This window comes from Niallia nealsonii (genome assembly GCF_002835805.1).
Classification (GTDB): Bacteria; Bacillota; Bacilli; order Bacillales; family Cytobacillaceae; genus Niallia; species Niallia nealsonii.
Genome location: NZ_PISE01000022.1, coordinates 73,111 through 88,076 on the forward strand (window position 1 = coordinate 73,111; position 14,966 = coordinate 88,076).

General features: G+C 36.1%; 13 protein-coding genes. 10 read left to right on the forward strand and 3 right to left on the reverse strand.

What is annotated here, in order from left to right; genetic code table 11:
• Window positions 1-97: 97 nt before the first annotated feature.
• From CWS01_RS11130 to CWS01_RS22365, 5 genes are all read left to right on the forward strand, one after another.
• Window positions 98-1,078 (forward strand): LLM class flavin-dependent oxidoreductase, encoded by a 981-nt coding sequence (locus CWS01_RS11130; RefSeq protein ID WP_101177275.1) that lies wholly within the window; start codon window positions 98-100, stop codon window positions 1,076-1,078.
• Between the two features lie 90 nt (window positions 1,079-1,168).
• The gene (locus CWS01_RS11135) at window positions 1,169-1,507 is read left to right on the forward strand and encodes a metal-sensitive transcriptional regulator (protein ID WP_101177276.1); all 339 of its coding nucleotides are present in this window, start codon (window positions 1,169-1,171) and stop codon (window positions 1,505-1,507) included.
• 12 nt (window positions 1,508-1,519) lie between these two features.
• Entirely contained in the window at window positions 1,520-1,726 is a 207-nt protein-coding gene (copZ, locus tag CWS01_RS11140; protein WP_101177277.1) for a copper chaperone CopZ, read from the forward strand.
• A gap of 357 nt (window positions 1,727-2,083) precedes the next feature.
• Window positions 2,084-4,498 carry a heavy metal translocating P-type ATPase gene (locus CWS01_RS11145; protein ID WP_101177377.1) on the forward strand — a complete coding sequence of 805 codons (2,415 nt, stop codon included), beginning with the start codon at window positions 2,084-2,086 and terminating at the stop codon, window positions 4,496-4,498.
• 281 nt (window positions 4,499-4,779) lie between these two features.
• Window positions 4,780-4,920: a hypothetical protein gene (locus CWS01_RS22365; RefSeq protein WP_157827630.1), complete on the forward strand. Its 141-nt coding sequence runs from the start codon at window positions 4,780-4,782 to the stop codon at window positions 4,918-4,920.
• Window positions 4,921-4,991: 71 nt separating this feature from the next.
• On the opposite strand, the gene katA is transcribed toward CWS01_RS22365, so the two are convergent.
• Window positions 4,992-6,446, reverse strand: a complete 1,455-nt coding sequence (gene katA, locus CWS01_RS11150) for a catalase KatA (RefSeq protein WP_101177278.1) — start codon at window positions 6,444-6,446, stop codon at window positions 4,992-4,994.
• Window positions 6,447-6,925: 479 nt separating this feature from the next.
• Here katA and CWS01_RS11155 point away from each other — a divergent pair, with 479 nt between their 5' ends.
• From CWS01_RS11155 to cdaS, 5 genes are all read left to right on the forward strand, one after another.
• Window positions 6,926-7,426, forward strand: a complete 501-nt coding sequence (locus tag CWS01_RS11155) for a shikimate kinase (protein ID WP_101177378.1) — start codon at window positions 6,926-6,928, stop codon at window positions 7,424-7,426.
• Between the two features lie 103 nt (window positions 7,427-7,529).
• Window positions 7,530-8,291: a type I 3-dehydroquinate dehydratase gene (gene aroD / locus CWS01_RS11160; protein WP_101177279.1), complete on the forward strand. Its 762-nt coding sequence runs from the start codon at window positions 7,530-7,532 to the stop codon at window positions 8,289-8,291.
• A 221-nt stretch (window positions 8,292-8,512) separates the two neighbouring features.
• Window positions 8,513-9,913, forward strand: a complete 1,401-nt coding sequence (locus CWS01_RS11165; RefSeq protein WP_101177280.1) for an aldehyde dehydrogenase — start codon at window positions 8,513-8,515, stop codon at window positions 9,911-9,913.
• 68 nt (window positions 9,914-9,981) lie between these two features.
• On the forward strand, window positions 9,982-11,067 hold the full coding sequence (locus CWS01_RS11170) for a nitric oxide synthase oxygenase (RefSeq protein ID WP_101177281.1): 1,086 nt from the start codon (window positions 9,982-9,984) through the stop codon (window positions 11,065-11,067).
• A 344-nt stretch (window positions 11,068-11,411) separates the two neighbouring features.
• Complete coding sequence (cdaS, locus tag CWS01_RS11175) at window positions 11,412-12,035, forward strand: sporulation-specific diadenylate cyclase CdaS (RefSeq protein WP_235852031.1); 624 nt, start codon at window positions 11,412-11,414, stop codon at window positions 12,033-12,035.
• A 103-nt stretch (window positions 12,036-12,138) separates the two neighbouring features.
• Here the strand turns inward: cdaS and CWS01_RS11180 are convergent, their stop codons facing one another.
• Together CWS01_RS11180 and glcD are read right to left on the reverse strand one after the other, a co-directional pair.
• Entirely contained in the window at window positions 12,139-13,476 is a 1,338-nt protein-coding gene (locus CWS01_RS11180) for a (Fe-S)-binding protein (RefSeq protein ID WP_101177282.1), read from the reverse strand.
• Window positions 13,473-14,885, reverse strand: coding sequence for a glycolate oxidase subunit GlcD (gene glcD / locus CWS01_RS11185; protein WP_101177283.1), 1,413 nt, complete (start codon window positions 14,883-14,885; stop codon window positions 13,473-13,475). The genes CWS01_RS11180 and glcD overlap by 4 nt, the downstream gene beginning before the upstream one ends.
• Window positions 14,886-14,966 lie beyond the last annotated feature (81 nt).

A 14,966-nucleotide genomic window follows, 5' to 3' on the forward strand; every position in this document is an offset into this window, starting at 1 on the left:
AGATATCTGTTTTAACAATATATGATTTGGATAATAGCTGAAGTATTGCTGTATGATTATCGTATGCAACGTATAGAAAGGGAAGAAGGTAATTTAGTTGAAACTTAGTGTACTTGATCAGTCCGTTATTAGCAACGGGTCTACTGCAAGAACCACATTGCAAAACACGGTGAAATTAGCACAGTTAGCAGAGGAAATGGGATTTACTCGTTTTTGGGTAGCAGAGCATCATAATTCGAATGGAATGGCAGGATCATCTCCAGAAGTTTTGCTTGCTCATATCGCATCACATACAAAAACAATAAAAGTAGGATCTGGTGGAGTGCTGCTTCCCCAATATAGCCCATATAAAGTAGCAGAAAATTTTAAAGTGCTAGAAGCTCTTTTTCCAAATCGGATTGATCTTGGAATAGGCAGATCTCCAGGGGGGTCTCTAGAAACAAGATTAGCATTAACAGATGGAATACGCAAAAGTATGAATGAATTTCCTCGGCAATTGCAGAATCTGCAAAGATATTTACATAATAATAAAGAAACAGAGCAAGTAATTGCCTACCCTATTTCTGAAAGTATTCCAAAAATATGGGTGCTCGGAATTACACATAGGGGAGCGCGACTCGCAGCTGAAAATGGGCTTGCTTTTACATACGGACATTTTATATCGCCGGTAAATGGGAAAAGAGCATTGCAGCATTATTACGAAAACTTTGCACCTTCTAGTGCCCAAAAGAAGCCGACAGCAAATGTGTGTATTTTTGTTGTTTGTGCTTCTACACAAGAAAAAGCAGAACAACTTGCTTTCAGTCAAGATTTATGGCTGCTTTCTGTCAGCAAAGGGAAAGATACAAAAATTCCATCGTATTTAGAAGCTAAACAGCAAATATTAACGAATGAAGATAAAAGATTCATAAAAGAAAATCGAAAGCGAATGATTATTGGAACAAAGGAAAAGGTGCGGGAAGAATTGCTTCGTTTACAAGAACAGTATCAAACAGAAGAATTTATGATTCTTTGCAATCTATATCATTTTGAAGATAAAGTTAATTCCTATTCTTTAATGGCAGAATCATTTCTTTAAAGGATGGAATTTGTCACAAAGTATTCAATATTAAAATCTTGATATACCCCAATGGGGTATTGTATTATTTTGTTAAAGGAGAGTGGTTTAATGGAGAAAAAGCAAAGAGCGGCTGTTGAGGAAGAAGCACATTGCCACACTGTTTCTGAAAGGAAAAGCCATCATTCTGATTTAGTCAAAAAAAACTTAGTTACTCGTTTAAATAGAGTGGAAGGTCAAATAAGGGGCATTAAGGGGCTAATTGAAAAAGACACGTATTGTGATGATGTCATCACACAAATAGCTGCTACGCAATCTGCTTTAAATAGTGTGGCTAAAATCTTATTAGAGGGGCACTTGCGAAATTGTGTAGTGGATCGCATTCAAGAAGGCGACATGGAAGTAGTCGATGAAGTACTCACAACCATTCAAAGATTAATGAAAAAATAAGAGGTGTTAAATATGGAACAAATAACATTAAAAGTAGAAGGAATGTCATGCGGGCATTGCGTAAAAGCAGTAGAGAGCAGTGTAGGAGAACTTGCAGGCATTAAAGCAGTAAAAGTTGATTTAGAAAATGGGCTTGTTGATATAGCGTTTAATGAAAAAGAAGTAAGTGTAGAAGCAATCAAGGAAACTATTGATGATCAAGGCTATGATATAAAGTAAATAAAGCGAGTATAGTGAATGAAAAAGGCAGGGGGCTTTTGGTGCATACGATGATATGGAGTCCTCTTTCTTTTTAGCTGTTTTCAAAAAGTTTGGTGCTTTTTTGAATAAGGTGATAAACCTTTTAGAATTACTGAGCAGGATGAATATACGTAGACTCCTGCGGGATTAGCGAGACAGGCGAGACCAAACGACGAAGCGGCTCGAAGATCGCCCCGCGGAAAGCGAAGTGTATTCATCCTACGGGTTAAATAAAAACAATCTATACGAAAACAGCTTTTTTTTTAAATGAATATATACCCCATATAGGTATAAGGAGTGTTAGAAATGAGTGAAAAAGATCATACATCCGCTCAAATGGAACTATCAGTAAAAGAAAGCCAATTTGAAATCACTGGGATGACTTGTGCAGCCTGCGCAAATCGAATTGAAAAAGGATTAAAAAAAATGGACGGAGTAACAAATGCCAATGTAAATTTAGCTTTAGAAAAAGCAACTGTTCACTATAGAGAAAATTTGTTAACGCCTTTGGATATTCAATCAAAAGTAGAGGGTTTAGGTTATGGTGTACGGCAGGAAAAGGTAGAACTTTCCATAACGGGAATGAGTTGTGCTGCTTGTGCAAGCCGTATTGAAAAAGGATTAAAAAAAGTAGCAGGAGTTAATGGCGCCTCAGTTAACTTAGCACTTGAGAAAGCCGCGATTGATTATATTCCGTCCATCACCTCACCAAAAGAGATGGTAGAAAAGATAGAAAAACTTGGGTTCGGTGCGAACATTAGCAACGAGAAAAATAATAAGGAAACAGATGATTATCGTGAGAAAGAATTTAGAAAACAGAGGAAAAGATTTATCCTTTCTTCTATTTTATCCTTGCCACTGTTATGGACAATGGTTGGTCATTTTCAGCTTACATCCTTTCTATATGTTCCAGATATTTTGATGAATCCATGGTTTCAATTTCTCCTTGCGACACCTGTTCAATTTATGATTGGAAAACAATTTTATATTGGTGCATATAAAGCATTAAAAAACTTTAGTGCTAATATGGATGTACTTGTTGCATTAGGAACATCAGCAGCCTATTTTTATAGTCTATTTTTAGCTATTCAATCGATAGGTCACCATGGACATATAGAAGGACTTTATTTTGAAACAAGTGCAGTACTGATTACATTAATTATTTTAGGGAAATTATTAGAAGCAAAAGCGAAAGGGAAATCTTCGGAGGCCATTAAAAAATTAATCGGATTGCAAGCAAAAACAGCGACAGTATGGCGAGATGGAAGAGAAGTTGTCATTCCGCTAGAAGAAGTCAAAGTGCAAGATATCGTACTAGTTAAACCTGGCGAAAAAATACCGGTTGATGGTGAAATAATAGAGGGAATATCGGCAGTAGATGAATCAATGATTACAGGGGAAAGTATACCTGTTGACAAAAAAGCTTTTGATTTAGTGATTGGCTCTACCATTAATAAAAATGGATTCTTAAAAGTAAAAGCAACAAAGGTTGGAAAAGAAACGGCGCTTGCACAAATTATTAAAGTAGTAGAAGAAGCTCAAGGTTCAAAAGCGCCCATACAGCGGCTCGCTGATAAAATTTCTGGGGTTTTTGTACCAGTTGTTGTTGCTTTAGCCATTCTTACTTTCGGCATATGGTATTTTGCAGTAGATCTATTTGATTTTGCTGCTGCATTAGAAAAGTTAATAGCTGTATTAGTTATTGCTTGTCCTTGTGCACTCGGACTTGCAACTCCAACATCTATAATGGCTGGTTCTGGACGCGGGGCAGAGTATGGCATCCTTTTTAAAGGCGGCGAATATTTGGAAATAACGCATAAGGTTCAAACTGTTTTATTAGATAAAACAGGCACTGTTACAAATGGTCAGCCAGTTTTAACCGATATTAGAACCGATTATGAAGAAAAACGATTTTTGGCATTAGTCGCATCGGCAGAAAATCAATCAGAGCATCCACTTGCAAGGGCGATTGTCAACGGTATGATAGAGAAAAATATCTCTATGTTAGATGTATCTTTGTTCGAGTCTATTCCTGGATTTGGAATCAAAGCAACAGTGGATCATCAATTAGTGCTAGTTGGTACACGTAAGTTAATGGAGTCAAATAATATTAATATTTCAATGATCCAAACGGATATGGAAGTATTAGAGGAGCAAGGGAAAACAGTGATGCTTGCCGCTTTTGATGGGGAGTATGCAGGGATGCTTGCTGTTGCAGATACGATAAAAGAAACGTCGAAAGAAAGCATCCATAGATTAAAGAAACTTGGACTGGAAGTAATTATGATTACGGGCGATAATCAACGAACAGCAAAAGCTATCGCAAACGAAGCGGGGATTGATCATGTGATTGCAGGAGTGCTTCCAGAAGCAAAAGCAAATGAAGTGAAAAAACTGCAAAAGCAAGGAAAGATAGTTGCAATGGTTGGGGATGGCATTAACGATGCTCCTGCACTTGCATTAGCCGATATTGGCATGGCAATTGGAACAGGAACAGATATTGCAATGGAAGCTAGCGATATTACCTTGATGAAAGGAGATTTAAATAGCGTTGCAGACAGTATTGCTTTAAGTAAAAAAACGATGACGAATATTAAACAAAATTTATTTTGGGCATTTGCTTATAATGTGATTGGCATTCCATTTGCAGCGTTCGGTTTTTTAGCACCCTGGCTTGCAGGAGCGGCAATGGCATTCAGTTCAGTTTCCGTTGTATTAAACGCGCTGCGACTGCAAAAAATAAAATTGTAGGTTATCAAGAGGAATATTATTTAGAAACAGAGGACGCTGAGCCAAAAAATAGCCATTTAAAAAATTTTGAACAAAAGTAAGGAGAAATTGAAGAAAAAATGAGAAAAAGGAAGCAACAAGGCAACTTTTCTTCTTAGAAGATATGCAGAAGGAGCAATATATTAAATGCCAAAAAAGGTTGAAATCAAAATATTGTTTCATAATTTTAAGGAGTTACATCCATACTATCTTTGTAAGTCTGTAGGGAGTTTTCACTATAAAGATAAATGGAGGGAATTAAGATGACAAAAGCAAAAAAATCGCAAAATGATAATCAATGGGCAGGGGCAAATGTAGATGTAACAGAAAAATCCAAAACAAATCATAAAAGCGAAACAAATAATCAATGGGCATCTACCAATAAAAAGTCAATCGAAGAATAAATGATGAAGTTAAAATGAAAAAACCTAAAAGTCTAAAGCGTAGACTTTTAGGTTTTTTCATTTGAAAATTTTTATTTTACTGTTTCAGGTACGGATAATCCTAAACCTTCTGCAATACGAGTACCGTATTCAGGGTCTGCTTTGTAGAAGTGGCCAATTTGGCGCAATTTGATTTCTTCTAATTCAACAGGTGTCATAGCACCAACGATATTTTCTACTAATCTAGTACGTTCTTCTTCTGATAATAAACGGTATAAATCTCCTGCTTGTGTATAATGATCATAATGATCGTAAGCTACGCTATCTGCGACACCTGATACAGCAAATGGAGTCGCTTTATCTGCAGGAGATTCTGTTGGTCCTCCAAAACTATTTGGTTCGTAGTAGACAGAACCGCCGCCATTTCCATCAAAGCGCATTTGGCCATCACGCTGATTATTGTGAACTGGACATTTCGGACGGTTGATTGGCAATGCATTATGGTTAGCGCCAACACGGTAACGATGCGCATCACTATATGCGAATAAACGTCCTTGCAGCATTTTATCTGGAGAAACTTCAATTCCAGGCACTAGTGTTCCAGGAGAGAATGTTGCTTGCTCTACTTCTGCAAAATAGTTTTCTGGGTTGCGGTCTAACACCATACGTCCAACTTCAATTAATGGATAGTCTTTTTGAGACCATACTTTTGTTACATCAAATGGATCGAATTTGTACGTATCTGCATCTTCTAATGGCATAATTTGAACATATAGAGTCCATGCAGGATAGTCTCCGTTTTGAATAGCATTAAATAAGTCTTCTGTGTGATAATCAGGATTTTCCCCAGCAATTTGTGCTGCAGCATCAACAGCTAAGTTTTTAACACCTTGTTCTGTTTTGAAGTGATATTTAATCCAGACACCTTCACCCTCTTTATTTACCCATTTAAATGTATGGCTTCCAAAGCCATGCATATGTCTTAATGTAGCTGGAATTCCACGATCTGACATAAGAATGGATACTTGATGCAATGATTCTGGAGAATGTGACCAGAAATCCCAAACTGCTGTTGGATTTTTTAAATGTGTTTTTGGATCTCTTTTTTGTGTATGGATGAAATCAGGGAATTTGATTGCATCGCGAATAAAGAATACAGGTGTATTATTTCCCACGATATCATAGTTTCCTTCTTCTGTATAAAACTTTACAGCAAATCCACGAGGGTCACGTACTGTATCAGCAGATCCTAGTTCCCCAGCAACTGTTGAGAAACGGATAAACATTGGAGTTCTTTTTCCAACTTCTGAAAAAAGATTAGCTTTTGTATATTTTGATACATCATTAGTTACCTCAAAGTAGCCATGAGCTCCCGCACCTTTAGCATGTACCACACGTTCTGGAACACGTTCTCTATTAAAATGAGCTAATTTTTCTAGCAAATGAACATCTTGAATTAAAGTTGGACCACGGTGTCCTGCTGTCATGGAATTTTGATTGTCTCCAACTGGAGCTCCCCAGCTTGTCGTTAATTTATTATTGGACATGAAAATCACCTCGTAATTTATTCTAATAACATAATAATATCATCTATAATAAAAAAATCAATACTATTTTATAATTATTATAAATAAAGAGTTTTTTATTGCTATAAAACCATTAATAGCGGCGATTATTTACTAAAAAAGGAGAAAATGGTGAAAATAAAGGAAAGAAACTAATAATGGAATAAGGAAAAATTAGTGTTTAATTAGAATTTAAATGAGAAGGTAAGGAAACGTAAGGTAAAAAGAGATAGTGCAAAGTTTTAGAAATCTTTTGGTTTGAGTGCACCATCCTTTTTATCCATATGCATAACATGATGGAGTTATTCTTCATTTAAGTTCTATGATAAAGTGTCTATTTGACTTATAATAGGGAAAGAAAAATTGGGATAATTATATTTCAGATAAAGATATAGGAGGCTTTCCTTTTGGCTAATCGAAACGATTCATTAAGAGAAAAAAGCATTGTATTTATTGGCTTTATGGGAGTAGGAAAAACAAGCATTGGCAAAGCAGTTGCAAAAAAATTATATCGGGATTTTATTGACGCAGACCAAGAAATCGAAAAAGAATATGAGATGCCTGTGTCTAAAATTTTTGCACAGCTTGGGGAAAAAACTTTCCGCGAAAAGGAAAAAGAATTAATTATTAATCTATGCAAAAGAAAGCTGCACATTATTTCATTAGGTGGAGGATCTTTTTTACAAGAAGAGATAAAAAAAGCTTGTTTAGAAAATTGTATCGTGATTTATTTAGATTTAACTTGGGAAAGTTGGAAAGAAAGACTTCATATGATTATAGACAGCAGGCCGGTTTTACAAGGGAAATCAATAGAAGAAATGGAAGCATTATTTTATGAAAGAAAACAAATTTATGCTGATCATCATTCTAAAGTGCTGACAGATCAGCAAGAAATAGAGGAAGTAGCAAATTATATTGTAGAGTCATTAAAGTTAGCTTGGGATTTAAATGATGAAAAATAAGTGGAGGAAAATGATATTCCATGCAAAAAGATTATAAACTACCTTTTTGACAGATAATTCTATGAATTTCTTCTATCAATCTCTGAAAGTGGAGTGAATAAGAATGGGAAAATTAGTAAAAGTTAAGGATATTGTCATTGGAGAAGGGATGCCGAAAATCTGCGTATCGCTGATTGGACAAACCATGGAGCAATTAAAGGAAGAAGCAGCCCTTTTAAAAACATCAAATGTAGATATAATTGAGTGGCGTGTTGATTTTTTTGAGCATATAGATAGTGAAATGGTTATACAGGCACTGTATGAAATTCGAAAAGTAATTCCAGATAAACCGCTTATTTTTACTTTTAGAAGCGCAAAAGAAGGAGGAGAAAGAGAATTAGAAACAGCTTCTTATTTTGCATTAAATGGAGCAATAGTTGAAACTGGTATGGCTGATATAATTGATATAGAGCTATTACAGGAAGAAGCATCTATAAAAGAACTTGTAGAATTTGCCCATAATAAAAAGGTAGCTGTTATTATATCCAATCATGAATTTAAGCAGACCCCTCCAAAAGAAGAAATAATAAAAAGGCTTATCAAAGCTCAAAGTTTAGGTGCAGATTTGCCGAAAATGGCAGTTATGCCAAAAAATGCAGAAGACGTCATTACATTATTGGATGCGACCAATACGATGAAAAAACAGTATGCAAATGGCCCTATTATCACTATGGCGATGGCAGGGACAGGTTCCATTAGTCGCATGGCAGGAGAGTTGTTCGGATCTGACGTAACATTTGCTGCAGCAAAAAAAGCTTCGGCACCTGGGCAAATCCCTGTAGATCAGCTGAAAAAAGTATTGGAAATATTGCATCATTCTTTATAGAGTGAAACTTCAATAAGTGTGGGGTTTCATCCCCACTTATTGTTAGTTGAACCAATCGGGCTTTTAGGAGCAGTTAGCCCACACCTAGATTTCTCCTGCCCCCTTATAATTTTGAGATGGGGGCTTCGTTAATGCGGGATAAAAGAGGAAAGGCCAGAACAGGCATAAGGTAGTCGGTTCTGGTTTTTCTCTATTTAACATTTCGGAAAGGAGTGAATGAATTGCAGAATAAATTAACAAATGCTGATGTTGAACAACTAGTAAAAGAGCATCAGCAATTTTTTTATACAAAAGCAACGAGGTCACTTGATTTTCGTTTGCAGCAATTACTTAAACTAAAGGGAAAAATCAAAGAGTATGAGGAACAAATAATCGCTGCATTACAAAAAGATTTAGGAAAACATCCATTTGAAAGCTATACAACGGAAATTGGTTTTGTTTTAAGCAGTATTACATATACAATGAAGCATTTAAAAAAATGGACAAAACAAAAAAAGGTAAAAACTCCTTTTACTTTGTTTCCAGCCAAAAGCTATATACGTTATGAACCATTAGGAACAATTCTGATTATAGGCCCATTTAATTATCCTTTTCAGCTAGTAGTTGAACCATTAATTGGAGCCATTGCTGCGGGAAATGGGGCTGTCATTAAACCATCAGAAATGACTCCATCTGTTTCCGCAGTTATTACAAAAATTATTCAGGCTACTTTTGATTCTGCATATATTCGGTCGATAGAAGGTGGAGTTTCTGCTACTGCTGCACTTCTTGAAGGGAAATTTGATTATATCTTTTTTACAGGCAGTGAGAGGGTTGGAAAAATAGTGATGGAAGCAGCTGCGAAAAACCTTACTCCCATCACGCTTGAATTGGGAGGGAAAAGTCCTGCAATAGTAGATGAGACAGCGGATATTGCTATCGCTGCTCAAAGAATTATTTGGGGGAAAACGGTAAACGCTGGGCAAACTTGTGTTGCACCAGATTATGTAGTAGTGCATGAAACAGTAAAAGATCAGCTCATTCAAGAAATGAAATTAACATTGCACTCTTTTTATGGAGATTCTTTAAAAACAAAAGAAGACTTTGGACGGATTGTGAATGATAAACATTTTTTAAGATTGCAAAATATATTGCAGAGGGAACAAGAAAATAAAACGATTATTCATGGGGGAATAACTCATGAGAATAGCCGTTTTATTGGACCAACCTTGATTCATGGGAAATGGGATTCTCCTTCAATGGAAGAAGAAATATTTGGACCAATCTTGCCGATTATTACTTATACAGATATACATAAAGTGCCTGCTTCCATAAATGAATTTTCTAAACCATTAGCTTTATATCTATTTACTGCAGATGCAAAAGTAGAAGAAACGATCCTAGATGAAATATCATCTGGCGGTGTAAGCATCAATGATACAATTACTCATTTGGCAAATCCAGAACTGCCTTTTGGCGGTGTCGGACATTCTGGAATGGGAGCATATCATGGCAAGTATAGCTTTTTTACTTTTTCTCATCAAAGAAGTGTATTGAAAAAAAGCAATAGAATAAATACGACAATACTGCAGCCTCCTTATACGGAAAAGAAGTTAAACATTATACGAAAACTATTAAAGTGAACGTCTATTATTTTTCCTTCAAATAAGCTTATGATAGGATAATTCTATCTCAATAGGGAGGATTTTTTTTGAATAGCAAACAAGGTATCATTCATGAAGCGACAGCATTTATTAAGGAATGCTACAAAGAATTAAATAAAAAGGAACAGCAAATAGAAGAGCGTTTAAAAGAAATTGAAAAAGAAATAAAAAATCAAGGACACTATGTCCATACAAAAGAAGAGCTGGCATATGGAGCGAAAATGGCTTGGCGCAATAATAATCGCTGTATTGGAAGATTGTTTTGGGATACGCTGCATGTAATAGATAAACGGGAAGTAGCTACAATTGCAGATATTAAAGAGGCTTTGTTAGAACATATTGAATATGCAACAAATGGCGGGAAAATTAAACCAACCATTACCATCTTTCCTCCATCAACAGAGCAAACAAACATTCGAATTTTAAATCATCAATTAATCAGATATGCGGGATATGAAACAAAAAATGGCATAGTTGGAGATCCAGATTCGCTAAACTTTACTAAGTATTGTCAAGAGTTAGGCTGGAGGGGGCAAGGCACTTATTTTGATGTACTCCCATTAGTAGTCCAAATAAATGAGGATAAACCACAATGGTTTGCTATTCCAGAAAAGTTAATCTTAGAAATTCCTATCCGTCATCCGGAAATTCCAGCATTCCAAGATTTACAGCTGAAATGGTATGCTGTTCCAATTATTTCAAATATGCGCCTAGAGATAGGGGGCATTCATTATACGGCAGCTCCATTTAATGGCTGGTATATGGGAACGGAAATTGGGGCGAGAAATTTTGCAGATGATAATCGTTATAATATGCTTCCTAAGATAGCTTCGATGATGGAATTGAATCAGCGGAAAAATGCATCACTTTGGAAGGATAAAGCATTAGTAGAATTAAATATTGCTGTATTGCACTCTTTTCAAGAGGATGGTGTAGCAATAGTAGATCATCACACTGCAGCACAGCAGTTTAAAATATTTAAGCAAAAAGAAGAAAGTAAGGGGAGAGATATTACCGGGAATTGGGCCTGGCTTATTCCGCCAATGTCTCCAGCTGCTACACATATTTTTCATAAACGATACAATAATGAAACAAAATGGCCTAATTTTTTTAATCAGAACCCCCTTTTTTAAATGAAATTAGCACTATTTCAAAAATTATTGGAATAGTGCTGGAAAATATGTAAGGAGATAAACGGTGAATTATCCTCAAATTAATACTATAATGCCAAAGACCTCTTTATAGAAATCCCCATTACCATGCATGTCTAAATCAGGAAAGATCCTGAATGTTATTTTTGCTTGTTCTTAATCTGTTCCAACTCCTTTTCTTAGTCATATATATCATAATTTTTATTGGAGAAGGAGAAATCTATCCCTTCCATGCTTATCGGAATTCATCCTCTCTTCTTATAGAAAATGAGAATAAAATATATAATAAAGGAAAAATTAAGAGGAAAAAAAGGCAGGTGTTTTTGGTGGAAATCAGTAAGGTGGAACTGCCGGAAGCAATAAGAGACATGTTGAAAATCCAGGTAAATCAATTATTAGAGCGAATGCTTGCATTAGAAAAAATGATAGAAGAGTCTAGCTGTTGTATATTAAATGATTTTGAAGAGATAAATGTTATTTTTGGAATAATTCATGCAACGGCAGCAAGCCATTATTTAAAAACATACCTTCGCACTTTTACAAATGAAGTTGACATATTAACGGTAGCGGTACAGCATTTATCAAATCGGCGGCATGGTGCGTTAATTGCTATTAAAAGACAAGCTAATGTCGAAGCTTTTATCCATTCAGGTGTTCCCATTTATGCAAAACTATCATATTCACTGATAGAAGCCATTTTTTACAATGGAAATCCCCTTCATGATGGGGGTGTATTAATTGACCAAAATACGATTGTTTCAGCAGGAAATATTTTTCCAACATCCAAGCAATATAGAGGGGAACAAAAATTAGGAACACGACATCGGGCGGCGATTGGGTTAAGTGAACAAACAGATGCACTTGTGCTTGTTGTCTCAGAAGAAACTGGACGAATTTCTTTTGCAGTTAATGGAAAGTTATATCCAGTTCATCCACATGGGTTAGTTTAATTCCTTCTATAATAAAAGAGCAGTTTCTCTTTTATGTGGTAAAACTGGATATAGCCTTTATTTAAAATGGTATCTATATATAATAGAAAGAAACAAAAAAATGTTAGTCAGAGGAAGTTTGTAAAGATGCCTCCAACAGAAGATCGGCAATATGAACAGCACGAACTTTATCTGTTAATCCTTCCCGTTCAATTCCCAATTTCATTTGCAGCAAACAGCCAGGATTTGCTGTTACTATTGTCTTCGCTTCCGTTTGTTTCGTTGCTTTCATTTTACTATCTAGAATCTTCATGGACATTTCTGATTCTACAATATTATATATCCCGGCAGAACCGCAGCAGCTGTCTGCATTTTTCATTTCGCGATACTCTATGTTACCTATTGCCTTTATTAATGTTCGAGGATCAGAGGATGTTTTCATCACATTGCGCAAATGACAAGAATCTTGATAGGTAATTACTTGATGAGGCAGGTGCAAATGTACTTTTTTATGGAACTGCAAGTCCACTAAAATACTGGATATATCTTTTAATTTAGCAGTGAATTTTTTTGCTCGTTCCACCCATTCGGGTTCGTCTTTTAAAAGATGGTCATAATCAATTAAAAAGGCACCGCAGCCACCGGCATTTGTAATAATATAATCTGCTTCAAGAGATTCAAATGCCGTAATGTTTTGTTTTGCTAATTTTTTTGCAGTGTTTTTTTCCCCGCTATGTCCATGAAGAGCCCCGCAGCATGCTTGTTCTGATGGAATAATGATTTCACATCCAGCAAGTTGTAGCAACTTTAATGTTGCATCATTTGTTTTCATAAACATCGTATCCATTAAGCAGCCTGAAAAGAAGGCTACCCGTTTTTTCGTTTCAACATGTGCTAAAAGGTGGGTTGGGCGATTTTTCATTTCTTTTTTTGTTGGAATGGCTGGAAGAACTTTTTCCATAGAAGAGAGACTATCTGGCAAAAGCTTTAGCATTCCTGTTGTATGAACAATAGTCTGAAGTCCTGATCGCTGATAAAAGCCAATTAGTCCTGTTAATGACTGCATTCGGTTTTTATATGGGAATAGTCCATCAAATACCACTTTGCGAACCGTTCTTACTGGAAGAGAATGTTTTTTGTTTTGATTAATAATATCACGAACATCTTCCAAAAGATGACCATAATTGACTCCAGATGGACAAACTGGTTCGCAAGCTCTACAGCCTAAACACATATTAAGAGAACGCTCTACATCTTCATCCGGTTCTATCAGACCATCTGCTACCGCCTTCATAATAGCCAATCTTCCACGAGGAGAATGGGCTTCCTGGTAACCAGATTCAATATATGTAGGGCAAGTAGGGAGACAAAAACCACAACGCATACAGTTGAGAAGATCATCTTCACTAAGCCGTTCTTTAAACTGCTCTTGAATCACTTTTTGTTCTTTTATCGTTATCATTTTTCCACCACCACCCGTTTTCTGGTATCTTTCGCAAAAATTTTTCCAGGGTTCATAATGTTATTTGGATCAAATGCCTGCTTCATTGCTTTCATTGCCGCAATTCCCGCTTCTCCAAGTTTCAAATGAAGATAAGGTGCTTTCATCATGCCAACACCATGTTCCCCTGTAATGGTTCCACCTAATTCCACTGCTTTTTGAAAAATTTCCGCAAAAGCTTGTTCGACCCTCTCAATTTCCTCATGATTACGTACATCTGTTGTACATGTTGGATGAAGATTACCATCTCCTGCATGACCAAATGTGCATATATCCAGGCTGTATTTTTCAGCGATTTCATTTATTGCTGTAACCATTTGGGCGATTTCAGAACGAGGCACGGTGGCATCTTCTAAAATAGTAGTAGGCTTTAATCTTGCTAAAGCTGACAAAGCGGAACGGCGTGCTGTGCGCAGATTTTCTGCTTCCTCTTCAGATTGTGCTACTTGGACGGAGATAGCTTTCTCTGCTTTACAAATTTCTGCCATTTTCTTCATATCTTGTTCCACTACTTCTAGCGGACCATCTTGTTCAATAAGGAGGACTGCTTTCACATCTGTCGGCAGACCGATTTGTGCAAAATCTTCTACTACTTTTAATGTTGGCTGATCTAAAAATTCTAGTGTGGTTGGAATGATTTTATTGGCAATAATTTTGGAAACACTTCTTGCAGCTGCCTCTAAGTCTTGGTAAAGTGCAAGCATGGTTTTTTTTGTTTCTGGCATTGGGATAAGCTTTAATATTGCTTTTGTTATAATGCCAAGGGTCCCTTCAGAGCCAACAAATAGGCGTGTTAAATCATAGCCAGCTACATCTTTAGCAAGTTTTCCTCCAGTTTGAATGATATCTCCATTTGGAAGAACAATTTCTAATGCAATAACATAATCTCGAGTGACACCGTATTTAAGGCCTCTTAAGCCTCCGGAATTTTCATTAATATTGCCGCCAATTGTTGATATTTTCATAGAACTTGGATCAGGAGGATAAAACAGCCTCTTCTTTTCCACTGCTGCAATCATATCCAATGTAATAACGCCAGGTTCGACTGTTACTGTTAAATTTTCTTCATCAATTTCTAAAATAGAATTCATATGTTTAAAAAGAAGGACAATTCCCCCTTCTGTTGGACATGTCCCTGCACAAAGGTTTGTTCCAGAGCCTCTTGGCACAATCGGAATTTTATAGTTATTGCATATTTTTATAATTTCCGATATTTCTGCTGTATTTTTTGGTGCAATAACCGCGTCTGGCATCGATTGATATTGTGGTGTTGCATCATATGAATAAACAAGGCGGCCAACTTTTGAGTCATCATAATTTTCAGCATCAACTATATTACAAAATAATGCTTTTATTTCCTTAGTTATCAATGTATCATCCCCCCATTTATTAGGATGAAAAACAAAATCCGTAATCTTTCCCACCCATTTGTATTAATAATAAAAAACAGA

Coding starts and splice junctions, on each gene's coding strand:
- CWS01_RS11135 (WP_101177276.1), top strand. CDS start 1,169: ATGGAGAAAAAGCAAAGAGCGGCTGTTGAGGAAGAAGCACATTGCCAC.
- copZ (WP_101177277.1), top strand. CDS start 1,520: ATGGAACAAATAACATTAAAAGTAGAAGGAATGTCATGCGGGCATTGC.
- CWS01_RS11145 (WP_101177377.1), top strand. CDS start 2,084: ATGGAACTATCAGTAAAAGAAAGCCAATTTGAAATCACTGGGATGACT.
- CWS01_RS22365 (WP_157827630.1), top strand. CDS start 4,780: ATGACAAAAGCAAAAAAATCGCAAAATGATAATCAATGGGCAGGGGCA.
- katA (WP_101177278.1), bottom strand. CDS start 6,446: ATGTCCAATAATAAATTAACGACAAGCTGGGGAGCTCCAGTTGGAGAC.
- CWS01_RS11155 (WP_101177378.1), top strand. CDS start 6,926: ATGGGAGTAGGAAAAACAAGCATTGGCAAAGCAGTTGCAAAAAAATTA.
- aroD (WP_101177279.1), top strand. CDS start 7,530: ATGGGAAAATTAGTAAAAGTTAAGGATATTGTCATTGGAGAAGGGATG.
- CWS01_RS11180 (WP_101177282.1), bottom strand. CDS start 13,476: ATGATAACGATAAAAGAACAAAAAGTGATTCAAGAGCAGTTTAAAGAA.